This window comes from Bacillus sp. GM2, from assembly GCF_056155945.1.
The window spans coordinates 1,460,816-1,477,626 of sequence record NZ_JBRKSZ010000008.1 but is presented as its reverse complement, the minus strand read 5'-3'; the positions used below and the strand labels follow the sequence as shown (position 1 = coordinate 1,477,626).

At 45.3% G+C, this 16,811-nt stretch carries 21 protein-coding genes and 1 pseudogene; 4 read left to right on the top strand and 18 right to left on the bottom strand.

Going from position 1 to position 16,811, the window contains the following annotated elements:
- Positions 1-6: 6 nt before the first annotated feature.
- The 12 genes and pseudogenes from ACVC9U_RS22080 to ACVC9U_RS22025 all read right to left on the bottom strand — a co-directional run bounded on the left by ACVC9U_RS22080 (position 7) and on the right by ACVC9U_RS22025 (position 9,023).
- Positions 7-996, bottom strand: coding sequence for a tetratricopeptide repeat protein (locus ACVC9U_RS22080; protein WP_142238574.1), 990 nt, complete (start codon positions 994-996; stop codon positions 7-9).
- Positions 997-1,316: 320 nt separating this feature from the next.
- Positions 1,317-2,195 (bottom strand): Cof-type HAD-IIB family hydrolase, encoded by an 879-nt coding sequence (locus ACVC9U_RS22075; RefSeq protein WP_075751534.1) that lies wholly within the window; start codon positions 2,193-2,195, stop codon positions 1,317-1,319.
- 15 nt (positions 2,196-2,210) lie between these two features.
- The gene (locus ACVC9U_RS22070) at positions 2,211-2,981 is read right to left on the bottom strand and encodes a DeoR/GlpR family DNA-binding transcription regulator (RefSeq protein WP_020453196.1); all 771 of its coding nucleotides are present in this window, start codon (positions 2,979-2,981) and stop codon (positions 2,211-2,213) included.
- 218 nt (positions 2,982-3,199) lie between these two features.
- Positions 3,200-3,793, bottom strand: coding sequence for a transaldolase family protein (locus ACVC9U_RS22065; protein ID WP_441391538.1), 594 nt, complete (start codon positions 3,791-3,793; stop codon positions 3,200-3,202).
- A gap of 20 nt (positions 3,794-3,813) precedes the next feature.
- Positions 3,814-4,599, bottom strand: a complete 786-nt coding sequence (gene srlD / locus ACVC9U_RS22060) for a sorbitol-6-phosphate dehydrogenase (RefSeq protein WP_075751536.1) — start codon at positions 4,597-4,599, stop codon at positions 3,814-3,816.
- A 14-nt stretch (positions 4,600-4,613) separates the two neighbouring features.
- A pseudogene (locus tag ACVC9U_RS22055) lies at positions 4,614-4,984 on the bottom strand (PTS glucitol/sorbitol transporter subunit IIA).
- Between the two features lie 23 nt (positions 4,985-5,007).
- Positions 5,008-6,015 (bottom strand): PTS glucitol/sorbitol transporter subunit IIB, encoded by a 1,008-nt coding sequence (gene srlE / locus ACVC9U_RS22050; protein WP_048350526.1) that lies wholly within the window; start codon positions 6,013-6,015, stop codon positions 5,008-5,010.
- Between the two features lie 16 nt (positions 6,016-6,031).
- The gene (srlA, locus tag ACVC9U_RS22045) at positions 6,032-6,580 is read right to left on the bottom strand and encodes a PTS glucitol/sorbitol transporter subunit IIC (protein ID WP_441391537.1); all 549 of its coding nucleotides are present in this window, start codon (positions 6,578-6,580) and stop codon (positions 6,032-6,034) included.
- Positions 6,577-7,020 (bottom strand): transcriptional regulator GutM, encoded by a 444-nt coding sequence (locus ACVC9U_RS22040; protein WP_075751537.1) that lies wholly within the window; start codon positions 7,018-7,020, stop codon positions 6,577-6,579. The genes srlA and ACVC9U_RS22040 overlap by 4 nt, the downstream gene beginning before the upstream one ends.
- On the bottom strand, positions 7,017-7,979 hold the full coding sequence (locus ACVC9U_RS22035; RefSeq protein ID WP_441391536.1) for a sugar-binding transcriptional regulator: 963 nt from the start codon (positions 7,977-7,979) through the stop codon (positions 7,017-7,019). The genes ACVC9U_RS22040 and ACVC9U_RS22035 overlap by 4 nt, the downstream gene beginning before the upstream one ends.
- A 222-nt stretch (positions 7,980-8,201) precedes the next feature.
- The gene (gene ssb / locus ACVC9U_RS22030; protein WP_048350529.1) at positions 8,202-8,549 is read right to left on the bottom strand and encodes a single-stranded DNA-binding protein; all 348 of its coding nucleotides are present in this window, start codon (positions 8,547-8,549) and stop codon (positions 8,202-8,204) included.
- A gap of 141 nt (positions 8,550-8,690) precedes the next feature.
- Positions 8,691-9,023 (bottom strand): hypothetical protein, encoded by a 333-nt coding sequence (locus ACVC9U_RS22025; protein ID WP_441391535.1) that lies wholly within the window; start codon positions 9,021-9,023, stop codon positions 8,691-8,693.
- Between the two features lie 181 nt (positions 9,024-9,204).
- On the opposite strand from ACVC9U_RS22025, the gene ACVC9U_RS22020 reads away from it, so the two are divergent.
- Positions 9,205-9,618: a YwpF-like family protein gene (locus ACVC9U_RS22020; RefSeq protein WP_020453206.1), complete on the top strand. Its 414-nt coding sequence runs from the start codon at positions 9,205-9,207 to the stop codon at positions 9,616-9,618.
- A 38-nt stretch (positions 9,619-9,656) separates the two neighbouring features.
- On the opposite strand, the gene mscL is transcribed toward ACVC9U_RS22020, so the two are convergent.
- From mscL to spoIIID, 6 genes are all read right to left on the bottom strand, one after another.
- Complete coding sequence (gene mscL / locus ACVC9U_RS22015) at positions 9,657-10,037, bottom strand: large conductance mechanosensitive channel protein MscL (protein WP_075751538.1); 381 nt, start codon at positions 10,035-10,037, stop codon at positions 9,657-9,659.
- A gap of 69 nt (positions 10,038-10,106) precedes the next feature.
- A complete protein-coding gene (gene fabZ / locus ACVC9U_RS22010; protein ID WP_003185902.1) occupies positions 10,107-10,541 on the bottom strand; it encodes a 3-hydroxyacyl-ACP dehydratase FabZ in 435 nt (144 codons plus the stop codon).
- A gap of 182 nt (positions 10,542-10,723) precedes the next feature.
- Entirely contained in the window at positions 10,724-11,551 is an 828-nt protein-coding gene (locus ACVC9U_RS22005) for a flagellar hook-basal body protein (RefSeq protein ID WP_441391534.1), read from the bottom strand.
- Positions 11,552-11,594: 43 nt separating this feature from the next.
- Positions 11,595-12,434, bottom strand: a complete 840-nt coding sequence (locus tag ACVC9U_RS22000; protein WP_075751539.1) for a flagellar hook-basal body protein — start codon at positions 12,432-12,434, stop codon at positions 11,595-11,597.
- Positions 12,435-12,641: 207 nt separating this feature from the next.
- A complete protein-coding gene (mbl, locus tag ACVC9U_RS21995) occupies positions 12,642-13,643 on the bottom strand; it encodes a cell shape-determining protein Mbl (protein ID WP_003185909.1) in 1,002 nt (333 codons plus the stop codon).
- Between the two features lie 185 nt (positions 13,644-13,828).
- Complete coding sequence (gene spoIIID / locus ACVC9U_RS21990; protein WP_003185911.1) at positions 13,829-14,104, bottom strand: sporulation transcriptional regulator SpoIIID; 276 nt, start codon at positions 14,102-14,104, stop codon at positions 13,829-13,831.
- 336 nt (positions 14,105-14,440) lie between these two features.
- On the opposite strand from spoIIID, the gene ACVC9U_RS21985 reads away from it, so the two are divergent.
- The 3 genes from ACVC9U_RS21985 (at position 14,441) to ACVC9U_RS21975 (ending at position 16,794) form a co-directional block, all read left to right on the top strand.
- Complete coding sequence (locus ACVC9U_RS21985; protein WP_441391533.1) at positions 14,441-14,869, top strand: MarR family winged helix-turn-helix transcriptional regulator; 429 nt, start codon at positions 14,441-14,443, stop codon at positions 14,867-14,869.
- Between the two features lie 3 nt (positions 14,870-14,872).
- The gene (locus ACVC9U_RS21980) at positions 14,873-16,066 is read left to right on the top strand and encodes an MFS transporter (protein WP_075751541.1); all 1,194 of its coding nucleotides are present in this window, start codon (positions 14,873-14,875) and stop codon (positions 16,064-16,066) included.
- A 149-nt stretch (positions 16,067-16,215) separates the two neighbouring features.
- Positions 16,216-16,794, top strand: a complete 579-nt coding sequence (locus ACVC9U_RS21975) for an undecaprenyl-diphosphatase (protein ID WP_020453212.1) — start codon at positions 16,216-16,218, stop codon at positions 16,792-16,794.
- Positions 16,795-16,811 lie beyond the last annotated feature (17 nt).

Below are 16,811 nucleotides of genomic sequence, written 5' to 3'. Positions count from 1 at the left end.
ATTCATTTAAAATATCAATCTGTATAAGAATGATATGATCCCTATCACAATGATCAGCAATACAAAAAGGATCCAAATCGGTGTGTACCCCAAAAATGTGAGGACCGAACTACCTCGCATCTGTTCGGGCAATTTTCGCTGCATGAGGGCTCCCGCCAGCCCGTTCATCATATAAGGTGTACTGTAGACGAGAAACAGGTATGGAATCATCAGCCACTTGAAGACCAATGTCACAATGACTAGAAGCGGCCAAAACAACACCGGTTTTTTAACACGCAGCTTCTCATGGAAGCGCCTGACTTTCAACGGGTATTTCATAAACCAAAAATTACACATGTTGTATAACGCTAAATTGGGTACAATCCCTGGATTGTTCGGATTGATTTGTAGAGCTGTTTTGTTTAAAGTCAAGGCTTGTGCATAATCTCCTCTTCTATGCGCCGCAGAAGCGGCCATTCCCGTGATCATGGCATCATCGGCATTTTGGGCAAGCGCTCTGTCTGAACACGCCCTTGATAATCCATCCTCAAAAAATACCGCCAAAATTTCACTGTATACGACAAGAGAAAATGGATCGTCAGGTTCTAATTCCACTGCCTTTTCTATATAAAAACGCGATTTTTCATACTCATTTTTATCATGGAAAAGAAATTGAGCGTGCATTGCATAAGTGTAGTGATAATCAGGGTACTCAGAAATCATTAATTCATTTATTTCCTCATGCTCTTCGTACATTCCCAATTCATAGTATGCAAGAGTCAAGACAGCCAAAATTTCAAAGTTCATCGGATCTAAATTTAAAGCCTCTTTTGCAAACTGTACCGCTTTTTCATATTCTTTCGCATTAAAATATATATTTGAAAGCAATTGATAGCCTTCGTGTGAGTCGGGGTAATTGGATAAAAACTGCTCTGCTTCCTTCAAGGCTTCCTTTGTTTTCCCCCACTTTGAAAGCCGCTCTGCTTTCTCATACATTATGCTCATTTGATTATCCAAATCGATCACCTGTTATTTACTCTTTTTCAATGAGTTCTAGTATCTTTTTCTAAATTCGAGGATTTAAACTAATGATAAAGTCACCTTCCATTCTTGGAATTTGAAATAATAGTTAAATAGTAACAAACATCACCATATCAAACAATGAATAAAAAGTAACGAAAATATACCTCATAGTTCACGAGTCAGCGTTAAAATAAATAAAGGCCGCCGACAATGTCGGCGGCCCGCGGATCAATAACATCTGCTGCTTAACCGCACTCCTTCAATCGTTACGCTGCCGTGTACCGGCATCACGCCGATTTGAAAGGATGTACGAATTAAACCGGTTTGACTTGCTGTTCAATCAGCTGATTCAGGATGTGAGCGACGCCATTTTCATCATTAGTGAGCGTCACCTCATCAGCCATCTCTTTAATGTCTTCGCGCGCATTGCCCATGGCAAAGCTTTTCCCCGCGATCTTCAGCATCGAAAAATCATTGAGGCTGTCTCCGACGGCAGCTGTTTCCTGAAGGGTAATGCCGAGCTTGCGCGAAAGCTTTTCCAACGCCAGCCCTTTTGACGCCTGAAGATGCTCAATTTCAAAGTTATGCTCGGCTGAAGTGACAAGCGTAATATCTTGCGCATCTTTAAATCGCTGCCAGCCTGTTTCCAGTTTTTCTTTATGAAAAGAAAAAGCTAATATGTTATATACATTGACATCTTTTCCCGCTAAAAACAGGTCGGTATAGGAGCTGATGTACGCATATCCGTTTTGGCTGAGCTGCTGTTCAGCCGCGAGTTCCAGCCTTGAAAGATCGGCCCCGGGATTTGCGCTTTTCAAGCGGTCCAGCTCAATGTCAAGCAGCTCGCGGCCGTTTTGCGGCGTGAAGATCGCTTCATCGCTGAATACCTCATAATAGTAATTCTTTTCTTCAAGCCATTGAAGAATTCCTTCCGCCCGTTTCCGGTCAAGCGGCACCGAGTGGTAAAGGCGCCCTTCAGGATCATGAATCACCGCTCCGTTGGCACTGATAATCCATGTTTTAATACCTGTCGGCTCAAAAATCGTTTGAACATCGAAGGATGCTCTCCCCGTGGCAACTACTACTTCAATCCCGTGTTCCCGCGCTTTTTTAATCGCATCGATGTTTTCTTTTGAAATCTTGCTTTCACTGTTTAACAACGTCCCGTCTAAATCGACCGCAATCATTTTCATCTGCTGTTTTCCCCCTTAAGTATCGTGATGTTCAGCCACGAGCAGCTCGACATCATGTTCATCAAGCAGTTTCTGAAACGGTTTCGGCGGCAGCCGGTCTGTAATGAGAAGGTCGATGTCACTGAGTTCAGCATACCGGTAAAAATCCGTTCTCCCGATTTTCGAATGGTCGGCAAGCGCTATGACTTGTTTCGCTTGAGAAATAATTTTCCGTTTCACCATTCCATCCTCCTCATGGGCGATTGTAAGCCCGTGTTCGGAAATCCCCACCACGCCGATCAGCGCTTTATCAACATGATAGCATGACAGCTTTTCAATGACGGAGGCGCCGTACAAAAAGCGGTGCTCTTTTTGAAGCTTACCTCCAAGCAGGTGGATATCAGCACCTTTTCTTGAGGAAAGAACCTCCGCAAGGTTAATCGAATTGGTGATGATCGTGCAATTGACATCCGGCAAATGCTCGGCGCATGATTGGACTGTCGTGGAAGCGTCCAAAATCATACGGTCGCCTTCTCTGATTAAAGAAGCGGCTGCTTTTCCGATCATGCTTTTCTCTTCGGAAACCATGCCCAGCCTGCCAGAATAGTCTTTGACCTCATCATGAACGGTAGGCAGAATCGCCCCTCCCCTTGTTCTGATAATAGCGCCTTGCTCCTGCAATTTGACCAGATCCCGCCTTGCCGTATCTCTTGAAACTCCGAATAAAGAACATATTTGTTCAACGGAAATCCGTTTATGCTCTTTTAAATAGTCAATGATGGAAATTAACCTTTCCTCTTGATACACTCGATCATTCCTTCTTTACACAAGTAAAATTCATTATTTATAAGTGATTATAAGCGATTACACAGAACAAATCAAGAACACATAAGTAATGATAAGCAAAAATAAAGCCTGAGGCCGGTTTCCCGGTCCTCAGGCTCGCATGCTAAAATGAAAATGTTCCATATTGAGAGTGCCAAATTTCACGAAACGCATGGATATCGCGGTCTGCAGCCGGATGATCAGCCAAATGGATGGCTTAAAAGCTCAGGGCTGATTGTCGCCTCATGGCTCCCCGCTTCCATGACGGCAAGAATTTGACGGTTATGTTTAAAGCTTGCCGCAAGCACTTTGCAATTTAAACGGTATGTGTTAAATAAGCCGACAATCGTTTTGACAACGCCCGCCCCATTACCATACTCTTGATCAATACGATTGACATACGGCGCGACATAGGAGGCGCCGGCTTTTGCGGCCAAAACAGCCTGTGCAGCGGTATAAACCGTTGTCCCTGTGGTCTGGATGTTTTCAGCCGCGAGCTCTCTGATCGCGTAAAGTCCTTGAGCCGTCACCGGAATTTTCACCGACACGTTTCCATCCAGCCAGTTATAGAGCGCCTTCGCCTGATCGGCCATATCCCGCCAATGGTCGGCGATCACTTGGGCATGGAGAGGCAGATGCTCGGGAAGGAGCCGCCGAATATCTTGAATCTGCTGTTTAAAGGGCTGCTTTTCCCTTGCAATCAGCGCCGGGTTTGTCGTGACGCCGCCAGCGGGAAATGAATCCAGCAATCCTTCAATCTCCGGTATATGCGCTGAATCAATCAGCATGTTCATCATCGCTTCCCCCTCGTATTTTAATGCATGACCTGCCCTCCGGTTACATTGATCGATTGACCCGTCATATAGGATGCCTGGTCAGAAGCGTAAAATAGGATGGCATTGGCGATGTCATCATACGTACAGCCCCGTCCGAGCGGCACTTTTTCGGTGTACACGCGCTCTACTTCGCTCTCTGGAATGCCGAGCTTTTTCGCGTATTGCGGGATCAAGCTTTGGAACATCGGCGATTTTAACAAATTCCCCGGCATAATGCTGTTCACGCGAATGTTGTGTTCGGCAAGATCAAGCGCAAGGCTTTGAGTGAGACCGACGCCTCCAAATTTGGAAGCTGAATAAGCTGTATTATGTTTGCTGCCGACTTTTCCCGATTTGGAGTTGATTTGAATGATTGACCCGCTTCCCTGCTCAATCATGACCTTTGACGTTTCCCTCGCGCAAAGAAAATACCCGGTCAAATTGACTTCGATGGTCCGTTCCCAGTCTTCAAGCTCAAAATCTGTGATCTTATTGCTTTTGGCGATTCCCGCACTGTACACCATCACATCGATTTTATTGAATTTCTCCGTGACCCTGCCGATCATTTTTTCCACATCGGCTTCCTTTGTAAAATCCGCTTGAATCCACAGCGATTTGACCCCGTATTGACCGGCTGCATGTTCAGCCGTCCTTTCGGCGTTCTCGCCGTTGATGTCTGCGACCGCGATGTCATATCCCGCCTCTGCCATGCGGTAGGACAGCGCTTCTCCGAGACTTTGGCCGCCGCCGCATATCAATGCCACTTTTCCTTTATTTATCTCCATATTGCACCCGCTCCTTATGAGAATCTTTTAACTTGAATACAGTCTCCTGCTGAAACCTCCGGCAGTTGTTCTTTTCGTTCAAGGTACAGCGTTCCCGGCAGCTCGGCCGAAGCTGATCCGTCAAATTTCAGCGTAATATGCCCGAGATTCGCCAGGTTCTGCCGAACGGCGCCGCCAACGGCTGTGATTTTGTATGACTCGCCGCCCAGTATGAGCTCATCGCCTTCATTGAAGTCGCCTTCTACAGGCTTTATATCAATTGATAAGCAATAATCTTTCAATTCATCCGGAGCACCTTCGCCGAATAATATAAGCATCTTTTCATCTGAAAATGCTGTTGCTTGAGCTCCGATTCTGTTATTTTTGTTTCATACAGCATGACCATAATTCTCCCTCCTTAAGAAAACCTCAGCTGTCATACATGCCAAAGCTGGCCAGCCAAGCAATGAAAACGGTTGGCGCCCCCGTCAAAAAACGCGAATACAGTACCGACGGCACCCCGACTTCAACCGTTTCGACTTCCGCTTCCGCAAGACCCAGGCCGACCGGAACAAAGTCGGCAGCTGCTTGCGAATTGATCGCAAATAACGCCGGCAGCGCCAAATTCGGCGGAATGTTTCCTTTGCCGATCTCGACGCCGATCAGCGAACCGACAACTTGTGCAATCACCGCCCCAGGTCCAAGAAACGGGGAAAGCAGCGGAAATGAACAAACAAGCGAGATTAATAGCAATCCGGGCAGTGACCCTGCAAATGGTGATAAATATTTGGCAAAAATGTCTCCGATGCCTGACTCTTTAATGATGCCGATCAACAGAGCCACAAAAGCCATGAACGGAAGAATTGTTTTGATAACGGTTTCAATTGCTTCCCGTCCCGCTTGATAAAACGTGCTGACGACCGATCCCATGGCCATCCCGATTGTCGCCATCATCCCTTTCGGTGACTGCTGTTCACTAATTTTTTTCTCTGTGCTATAATGGTTTTGTTTATTTTGCATTTGTTTTTCTTCTGGAATATTAGACTGTTCAGGCTCCTCCACAGCTCCCAGCAGTTTAATATTCTCTTTTTTTACTCCGGAAACATATATATCTTCTGTAATATGGGCGGCAAGCGGCCCGCTTTTCCCGGTCGTCATCACATTGATCGTCGGAATTCGCTTTTGCGGATAAAGTCCGCAGCGCAGCGTCCCTCCGCAGTCGATGATCACAGCGGCCATTTCGCTTTCGGGTACTGTCGTTTTAAAGCCGTCGACCAGTGTGCACCCCGTCAGCTCAGCTAAATGATCCGCAAAATCGGGTTTGTTTCCGCCGGTGACGTACACGATTTTATTTCTCTCTTCATCAGGCGTGATCACCAGAGGCCCGCCAAACCCTCCCGGCCCTTTTAAAACTTCAACCGAACGATAGGAACTCATCTGTAAACCGCCTTTCTTATTTAAGATCAATCGAATCTTTTAAGGCAATGCCCTGCTGTTTCGCGACATAAGCCGTTGTCATATCCGTTACCCAGCCCCTGAGAAAGTTTGTCACAATCCCGACCAGAAGATAGCGGAGAGCGAGCTCGGTCGTTTCATGCCCCAGCGTCGTAATTCCTGCGGCAATCCCGAGGAAAACAAACAGCTCGCCCGGATTCACGTGCGGGAAAAGTCCGTTATGCGTATGACAGGAATAGGATGCAGCCGCATAATAGCTCGGTTTGTATTTTTCAGGCAAGAACCTGCCAAGCGACAGCGTCATTGGATTTGCAAGCATGAACGTACCAATGACAGGCAAAACCATGTATCTCGTTAATGGATTTTTTCCCGACTTCCTCGCGAGCGCTTCGACGCGCTTTTCTCCTATCAGGTGTATCAGGGCATTCATGGCAACAAGCAGCATAATCAATAAAGGAACGATGTCTGTAAGCATACTGACAAACACTTCTCCGCCATGTCTGAATAAGTCCATAAACTTTTCCGCAAGCCATGTTACGTTTTTCATAATTCACCTCTTTTTTTGATTTGAAAGCTCATCAGTTTTTGAAACCGTGTTTTCTTCTGCGGGACATCACCCCCTTTCGTGATGATGTCGAATGTCTTCAAGGCATCTTCAATTGCGAGCCGTGTGAGGCGGTCGTGCCGGACAAGCTCCGCTTGTCCGATCTTCAGCAAATACTTTCCTTCAAACCCTTTTAAAGGCCTGATTCTTGAAAAGACGGTGACACCTTGCATTTTTGACGCCTTCAAAATTTTATTGCGCTTGTCAATGACAAACAGGACGACCGTTCCGGCTCTGAATAATCCGGTCTTCCTTCCGACCGCGACTCTTCCCATACGTCTGTATGCGGCGAATGTTCGATTGAAATGCCTGATTTGCAAAAAACCAAAAATACTTTGGAGAAGCCATGCAGCTCCAAGGGCGATGATAAAGTAAATGATCATAATTGGTTTCTTACCTCCTCGGCAATTTCTCTGGCTGTTTCGGCAGTTGTCACCAAAATATTAATATAACGGCCTTTTGCAGCCCCGATAATAGAAGGGACTTTTTCATGGGATTCGGCAAGACCGATGGAATACTCCAAATTCCTTAACCGGTTGATGTCTATCGCGATGGTTCTGTCATGAATCTTTGTTTCTACCAATGCTCCCGACCGATCAAAGAAACGCGAGCATATATCTCCGACCGCCTGTTTTTCTTCAAGGCGCTCGATATCCTGATCGCCGTAAAATCCGGTCCAGATCATATTTGAAGAACTAAGCGGCGCTCCGATCCCGACGGCTGCCACAGTAAGGCCGTTCCACAGACTTTCTATTTTTTTGAAATAGTGGGACTTGACGATTTCCTCTTTCGTTTCTTTTTTTTCGACAACGGCTGCCGCGTCTATAAAGTAGGGCGTGCCTCCAAAGTCACCCGCAATGCTGTACACGATGCTGTTCACGTGATATTTCGTATCCATGGCGCCCGGACCGCCGACAAGCGGCACAAATGAAGCGCTCCGTTTTTTGACGCCGTGAAACTCCCCGATCATTCCCGCCATCGTCGTCCCCCATGCGAAGCCTACCGTATCTCCGTCTTTCACGACGCGTTTTAAGATTTCGGCACCGGCTTTGCCGACGAGTTTCTTCTTGTCTTCAGCTGTTTGTTCCGGTTTTGCGTCGCATATGTAAACTTCTTTAAGCCCGAGCAGCTGTTCGAGCTCCCGTTCCAAATCATAGTGTGTCCCGATATGGTCATCGATCGTGATTTTAACGATTCCTTCCTCGCGCGCTTTTTTCAGCATGCGTCCGACGGTTGTTCTGTATATCCCTGTTGCGTTTGCAATCTGGCTCTGTGTCATATCCTCTTCGTAGTACATTTTGCAGACTTTGATCAGAAGGCGTTTATCATCCTTCATTTCCATAAGATCACCCTTTACTTTTGCACATATGTGCAAACATTGATCATTTGTTGTTGTATTCGCTTACATTATACATACGGAATTTTTGGGCGTCAATTTAAATTTGTCTATTTTTTGTCTAAAATAAAAAAACCGGTCATTTAAAACCGGCCATACAGGGGGATAAAAAAGGGGATATTGATTGATTTTTTTTAAGAAAGGCGTTTATAGAAGGAATCTTACGGTTTAAGCTTCCGCCGGCTCATGGGCTTTTCGGCTTTCTCCCAAAAATCTGACTGATCGGGCGACAACTTCTGTAATAAAAACGCGCTCGCCTTCTGAATTGACGTATTGGCGAGTCTGGATTCTTCCGCTCAGCCCGATGATGGAGCCTTTTTCGCAATATTCGGCTGTGTTCACGGCAGTTTTGCGCCACAGGGTGCAATTGACAAAGTCCGCTTCAATTTCGCCTGCTGCATTTTTGAAAGGCCTGCTGACAGCCAGCGTCACATTTGCAACAGGGACACCGTCAGATGTGTACCGAAGTTCGGGATCTTTTGTCAAACGCCCGACCAGCATGATCTCATTAAACATTTCGTCCCTCCCTTCCTGTTCGGGTATCCCCAGTTTATAAGAGATCGGTATTTAAGCAAAATCATCATAAAAGAAAAATAACCCGGAAAAACCCGGGTTCGCGTCATAATTTTTGTTTCTTTCTGCCATTAATTAAAAAAATCATCTCATTATTATTTGAGAAATAAGTATTTTACAGAAACTAAAAAAAACAGGAGATGCCAGCCACCGCTCTGAGTATACGCGGACATATGAGCCCCCGTCCCAAGCATACAAACGGAATGACAACTCTTTCTGTTTAATCGTTACTTGAAATTCGTATATTTCCATTCTGTCTTTTGTTTCATAGCGAAACACGATGCCTTCATTGGCATACGTGCTGATCTCGTGCTTTTTGTTCCCGGCTGAAAAGCAAATCATAGGCATATATTGACGGCAGTCAGCAGCTGGATTGCTTGCGATCACAAATACTTCTTTTAAGTAAAAATGGTTCATAAGTCACCTCCTGCTCAATATCACCTAAAGTATAAATAAAAATAAAGCATTATAAAATACTTTTTGCAAAATTTAAAATACGAATATGCTCCTATTGCATAAACAAACCAGGGTCAAGAGTTCTTCCAAGCGAATGTGCTATAATGGTTATACAACTATGGAAGCTTGTGAGGTGATACTAGTGAAAACCTTTAGGCTTATTGATTTAAAAATAGTCCGCCAGGATGAAACTTCAAAGCGGCTCGAGGAGTTCCCGCTGATCGACGGCCTTATCATTAATAAAGAAGACGGAGAAAACCACTGGATGGTTGAGGGGCTGGTTTCGAAAGAATACCGGTATTTTTTCGAATACCTCCTTCAGGAAGGCAAAGAAGTGAAAACATATGTAACGATCACGAAAAAAAGCAACCGCCCCGCACAGCTGTTAGCGAAGGTCAAAAAGATCACGGTACTAGGCGAGCATGTTTCCGTCTTATTGGACGGCAAAATGGTCAGCTCAAAGCTGAGGAAAGGCTCCGACAAGATTTTGGAAGATTTAATGAAAGAAGGATATTCCGGAGACCGGCTTCTTGAAGCATTTAAACAAAATATATAGAAAAGGCTGTCTTCGCCGACAGCCTTTTCGCTATAGCTCTAAGAGCGTTTCGTCTGATCTTTTAACAAATCCCGTATTTCCTTAAGCAATTCTTCCTGGGGATCAGGAGCAGCTTTTTCTTCTTCGGCATCTTTCTTCTTCAGCTTAGAGATATAACGGATAAATAGAAAAATGGAAAACGAAATAATAAAGAAATTGACGATCGACTGAATGAATAGCCCGTATTTAATTTCGGCATCAACAAATGTGAACGAGAGCGCTGAAAAATCCAGGCCTCCTAGCAGAAGACCGAGGAGCGGCATCATTAAATCATTGACAAGCGAAGTCACGATTTTTCCAAAGGCGCCTCCTATGATGACCCCGATTGCAAGATCGATTACATTTCCCCGAATCGCAAAGCTTTTAAATTCTTTCCACATGAATGATCACCTTTTCGCTTTTATGATAAAAAAACAAAATGGGCTTTTACGAAAACCCATTTTGCTACATTATTCCTGTTTTTCGCCAAGAGAAAACATCAATTCGGCTTCACACACCACTTCGCCGTCCACTTTCGCGACTCCTTTTCCTTTGCCGATGGAACCGCGGAAACGAAGCACTTCAAGCTCAAGATGGAGCTGATCGCCCGGTTTGACCTGCTTTTTGAAGCGGCAGCTGTCAATTCCCGCAAAAAACGCGAGCCTTCCGCGGTTTTCTTCCTTCATCAAAAGCGCCACGGCACCCACTTGCGCAAGCGCTTCAACAATTAAAACGCCAGGCATCACCGGATAATCCGGAAAGTGTCCGTTAAAGAATTCTTCATTTACTGTCACATTTTTATAACCCGCTGCCCGTTTTCCTTCCTCTACCTCTGTCACACGGTCTACCAGCAGAAAGGGATAGCGGTGGGGAATGATTTCTTTAATTTGCTGAGCATCAAGCATCGCCTTGACATCTCCTTTTTCGAAAAATATGTATAGAATGATATGTCAGTGCCTTATTCTGTACATCTGGAAGTATATTATGAAACGGAATCTTTTTCAACAAAAGATGAGAGACAACGCTGAAAATGAAAATAAAAAGAGCCTGAACCAAACGTCGTTTGGCCGGCTCCTGTTTTGCTGTGTTAACGTACTGAATTGATCAGCCCCATCATTTGATCGCCCATCGTGATGGCGCGGGAATTCATTTGATAAGACCGCTGCGAAGAGATCAGATCGGTCATTTCCTTCGATACATCGACATTTGATGATTCGAGGAATCCCTGTTTTAGAGAAATGTCCTGCCGCCCCGCTCCGTTCAGATTGATTAGAGCCGTTGCTCTCAATTCATCGCTGACAGAAAAAAGATTGCTTCCTTCTTCCGTAAGAGCCTGAGGTTTGACAGCCCGGACGATTCCCAGGTTAAAACGCAATGGCGCTTCACCCTGATTGTCTGACGAAACAGTGACACTTCCCGAACCGTCGACTTTGATGTGTTTATAGCGCTGGTTGAAGCTGATGGGATTTCCGTTTTCGTCAAGAACGGCATGCCCTTCTTTCGTCACCAGCTGCATCTGGTTGGCGTTACCAGCCGCAGGCGTCAGGTAAAATGCTCCGTCTCTTGTATATTGCACTTCCCCGTCGACATTGACCTGGAAGTACTGATAAGGAGAAGTCAGTGCAATATCAAGATCGCGGCCCGTCTCCTTAAGGCTTCCCTGTTTATGTGTCAGCCGGTCGGTCATGACGGCTCCGACGCCGAGCCGAAGTCCGGACGGCGTCTTTCTGCTTGCCGCTACTTCATTATTTTTCTCGTTTACCTGTTCAATCTGCTGCCTGATCAGCTCCGAAAAGCTCGTGTTTTTCGCCTTATATCCCGTTGTATCGGTATTTGCAAGATTATGGCTGATATTATCAATTTGTTTTTGCAGTTCAAACATTGTGTTTGAAGCCGTGATCATGGATCTAAGCATCGTTTTTCCACATCCTCCATTTACGCTGATCGCGATCGGTCATTTATCCGATCCTTCCAATCTCATTGGCCGCCTTTTCCATGCTTTTATCATAAGCTTGAAGAACTTTTTGGTTGGCTTCAAACGAGCGGTAGGCAGCAGTCATTTCCGTATAGGCTCTCGTCACGTCGACATTCGACCGTTCCGTCATCCCCTGCTTGACAGAATAAGTGACTTCGGGGTTGCCGACTGCGCTTGGCAGCGCCTCACCGTTTTCAGTACGATACAGATCATCGCCTTCTCTTGCTAAATTTCTCGTATCGAGCGCGATTCTGACATCGATCCTTCCAAGGTTTTGGCCGTTTTCAGTCACCGTTCCGTCCTCAGCGACTTGAAAATTCTCGCTTCCCACCGTAATCGGCCGGTTTTCCGTTGAAAGGACGAGTCGGCCGTTTATTGTCAATTGATTATTTTCATTTAAAGAAAAACGGCTGCTTCTTGAATAGCGTACATCCCCATTTTCAAGCCGAACCGCGTAGAAAAGTGCTGCTTTATCGTTTGTTTCCCCGTTGACCGGAACTTCGGTTTCGCTGATTGCGATATCTGTCGGCTCATTCGTGCTTTGCAGATCGCCCTGCGAGAATTGAGGCTTCAGTTCCTGCATGTAAACTCCTGTATTGATAGAACCGATCGGCGTCTGTGTTGAAAACGAACGCGAAGCGCTGCCTGCCTTGACAGAATCGGATTCAATCCGGCTCAAAAGCATTTCCGGGAAAGAACGGATTGATCCTTGGTCTTCTTTATATCCCGGCGTATTTGCATTCGCGATATTATTCGTCAGCATCTCTGTGCGGCGCTGCTGGGTGATCATTGCTGAAGTCGCTGTATAAAGTCCTTTTAACATCATTTCACCTCAAATAAGTGTCATGCTCCAGAGTTTCCTATCGAAAAAAACCTCTTTTGCGAAAGGCTTGCAATTTATATTTGCTAATACAGAACATTTGTTCTATAATGGTATTCAAACATACTACTCTTTTTATCGGCAGCCATTCGGTTCCTTTAAAGCATTTCACATAAAAAACCTCATTCTAAAAAAGAATGAGGCTTCTGATCAGCTCAGTTTGCGCTTAGGAAGCTTGTCCATGTTATCAAGCATGACACCCGTACCGACTGCCACACAATCCATCGGATTTTCGGCAACGAGAACCGGCACTTTCAGTTCTTCGGCAAGAAGCTGGTCAAGACCGTTTAACAATGCGCCGCCTCCTGTAATGATAACGCCTCTGTCGATAATGTCGGCTGACAGCTCAGGCGGCGTTCTTTCGAGCACCTGCTTGGCAGCCTGTACAATGACAGATACAGATTCGCGCAGCGCTTCTTCCACCTCTTTGCTCGTTACCGTAATGGTTCTCGGCAATCCTGTGACCATGTCGCGGCCGCGGATGGAAATTTCCTCGTGACGTGCGTCTGGGAAAACAGTTGCGACTTTAATCTTAATGTCTTCGGCTGTCCGTTCGCCTATGAGCAGCTTGTACTCGCGTTTGATGTAATTCAAGATTTCAAGATCAAACTTGTCCCCAGCCATTTTAATAGAAGAGGCGGTGACAATATCGCCCATTGAGATGACTGCGATATCTGTCGTTCCACCGCCGATATCAACTACCATGTTTCCGCTTGGCTGGAAAATATCCATTCCCGCTCCAATTGCGGCCACCTTAGGCTCTTCCTCCAAATAGACATGCTTTCCGCCGCTTTTTTCGGCAGCTTCTCTGATAGCCTTCTGCTCCACAGAAGTAATATTTGTAGGGCAGCAAATCAGCATGCGCGGCTTTGAGAAAAGACCTTTTACATTCAGCTTGTTAATGAAATGCTTCAGCATGGCTTCCGTTACTTCAAAATCGGCAATGACGCCGTCTTTTAATGGACGTATCGCAACAATATTCCCAGGTGTACGTCCTACCATTCTCCTTGCTTCTTCACCGACAGCGAGCACTTTCCCATTGTTTTTGTCAAGAGCAACGACTGATGGTTCATTTAAGACAATACCTTTTCCTTTGACATGGATCAGCACATTCGCTGTACCAAGGTCAATACCAATATCCCTTGCAAACATCTATCTATATCCTCCTCGAAATCTGTTTCACAGCAATGTCCACATTCTGCCCTAATTATATATTTTATCATAAATATTAGAAAAAAAAGAGAGCTTATTAAAGTTCTTCATAAAATTTTTGTGGCTTTTTACGGAGGATACCGGGAATTTCTGATAAACGCTGCTCGTTTCTGAGCCATTATTCCTTATTGCACGGGTTCTCTTTCAAAGATTTCCTCTTTCTTGTATTTTAGTTTTGTCGCTTCTCCGCCCCGCAAATGTCTGATTGATTTATGATAATCAAGAATTTCTTTTACTTCATTGGCCAGGTCAGGATTAATTTCAGGCAGCCTTTCTGTCAAATCCTTGTGAACGGTACTTTTGGAAACACCAAACTCCTTCGCTATCACACGAACCGTTTTTTTCGTCTCCACGATGTACTTCCCTATCTTGATTGTTCGCTCTTTGATGTAATCGTGCACACCACTCGACCTCCCTAAAATGGATGTGAGAAGTGTGAAATGAGATCCGTCTTGTGAAAAAATTCGCTATTTGCGCAGCTTCTTCGTTTTATGCTTTTCCAAGTAGAATTTTGAAATACTCCCACGATCCCTCACCTCAAACACTCTCTTTGTTAGGTTTGTATCAGTGTATTAGCATTTAAATGGGATTATGCTAAAAACTCAAGGAGGACAAGGGGTTTCTCTGATAATTTTATTTCGGGCTTCAAAAATTTTAACTTTACACTAATCTTGGCTTCCGGTAAAATGAATAAAGTTTATTATTTACCTAGGTAACTATTTTGAAGGAGTCCGGGAATGGAACATATCAATCGAAAGATTATTCACCAGCTCAATCAAAGCACGCGGATGGTTGCTAAAAAAACGAATGAACAGCTCGAAGGATACGGCCTTTACGGTTCACAGTGGTCGATCCTATACTGTCTTCACACCTGCGGACCGATGACGCAAAAAGACATTTGGACTTACTTGCACGTCGAGGCGCCGACTGTGACGAGAACCGTCAGCCGCCTCGAAAAAAACGGCTGGGTAGAACGGATACAGGGCGATGACAAACGGGAAAAAGTCGTCAAAATGACAGAAGAAGCCAAAATTAAATATGATGACATTCAATTAAAAATGCAAGAATTTGAAGAGGAAATCCTTTCCGTATTTGAAGAACGGGATAAAAAAACATTTCAAAGGCTGTTAAATCAATTATTAGAAGGACATCAGGAGGAGTTGTAGCCTATGAAGCAAGCTGAACCCATTTGGACCAGGGATTTTATCATGGTCGTTTTGATTAATTTATTTATATTCGTCTATTTTTACGCACTGTTGACCGTGCTTCCGGTCTATGCGATGCAGGAGCTCGGCGGCTCCGAGTCAGAAGGCGGCCTTTTGATCAGCGGCTTCATGCTGTCCGCGATTTTTGCGAGGCCGTTTTCGGGAGCCGTTATTGAACGTTTTGGCAAAAAAAGAATGGCGCTCATCAGCGTCGTGCTGTTTACTTTGGCATCATTTCTTTATATCTTCATTCATGATATCTACCTGCTGCTTGGCATTCGCTTTTTCCAAGGCATTTGGTTCAGCATCATCACGACGGTGACGAGTGCAATTGCAGCCGATTTAATTCCGCCGGCCCGCCGCGGGGAAGGTTTGGGCTACTTTGCCATGTCGATGAATTTGGCGGTTGTCATCGGTCCGTTTATCGCGTTGAACCTGCTGGATAAAATGAGTTTTTCCGATCTGTTTATTTTATTTTCAGGAATCGTCACTGTGGCCATCCTCTGCACGGCACTGGTCCGGATTCCTAAAGGAAACGACATCCGTTCGGCTGTGTTCAGGTTGTCTTTTTCCAACATGTTTGAAAAGGGCGCGATTCGGATTGCCACGGTCGGATTGTTCGTGTCGTTTTGTTATTCAAGCGTCATTTCCTTCATCTCTGTTTATGCCAAATCTCTCGGCCTTATTGAAGCAAGCAGCTATTTCTTTATGGTGTTCGCGGTGACAATGATGATCACGCGGCCGTTTACGGGAAAACTGTATGATAAAGTCGGCCCCGGAGTCGTCATTTATCCGTCCATTATCATTTTTTGCGCCGGGCTTTTCCTGCTTGCTTTTACAAACAGCAGCGGGATGCTTTTGCTATCCGGAGCTGTCATCGGCATCGGCTACGGATCTATCACGCCGTGCCTTCAGACCTTGGCGATTCAGGCTTCGCCGCCTCACCGGAGCGGCTATGCAACGGCGACTTATTTTACGCTGTTTGATACCGGGATCGCAGTCGGATCCTATGTTTTCGGGTTGGTTGTGGCACAAGCCGGTTTTTCAAACATCTATTTATTCTCAGGCGTTTTTGTGCTCATCAATCTGTTTCTGTATACATGGAGCCAAAAATCCGCACTCGCAAAGGGGAAGCGGGATATATCAATGGCTGAATAAGCCGTTCAACCTCGCCGGGCCGGGATTGCCCGGCTTTTTTCATGCAGGCTGATACAGTCCGATCTGTCATTTAATGAAACTTTTGCAAAATCAAATACGTCTCCTAACTGTCTGACCAAAAACTACTACTCTATTAAAAAGGTGATTTTTTGAACTATTGGCTTTTTACACGCATTCATCAATTATCAAACCACAACCACATCCTGGACAGCGCTATGATTTTGATTACAGAAAAAGCAATTTACATGTATGCGCTCATTTTGCTTTTGATCTGGATCTTCGGAAACCGTTCTTATAAAATAAGCGTTCTTCAGGCAGGTGTGACGGGTATTCTCGGATTGGCGGCAAATTATTTGCTGTCATTGGTTTACTATGAGCCGAGGCCGTTTGTCGCTCACCATGTGGACGTATTGATTCATCATGCTGCCGACGCCTCATTTCCCAGCGATCATACAACCGGGGCGTTAGCCATTTCGATCGCTTTTTGGCTTTATCATCGGAAAATTGGAAGCTGCCTGATTGCTTTCGGGTTATTGACGGGCTTTTCCCGTATTTGGGTCGGACACCACTACCCTGTTGACGTTTTAGGCAGCATTTTGGTCGCTTTATTTGTATCACTCGTTATGTTTAGATTCTCAGCGTATGTACAGCCGCTTTTTGAACGGATCATCTCACTCTACGAATCGATCTTGCGGAAATTGCGGAAAGCCGTATCCAGAACGGCATAAGAAAACACCCGAATCTC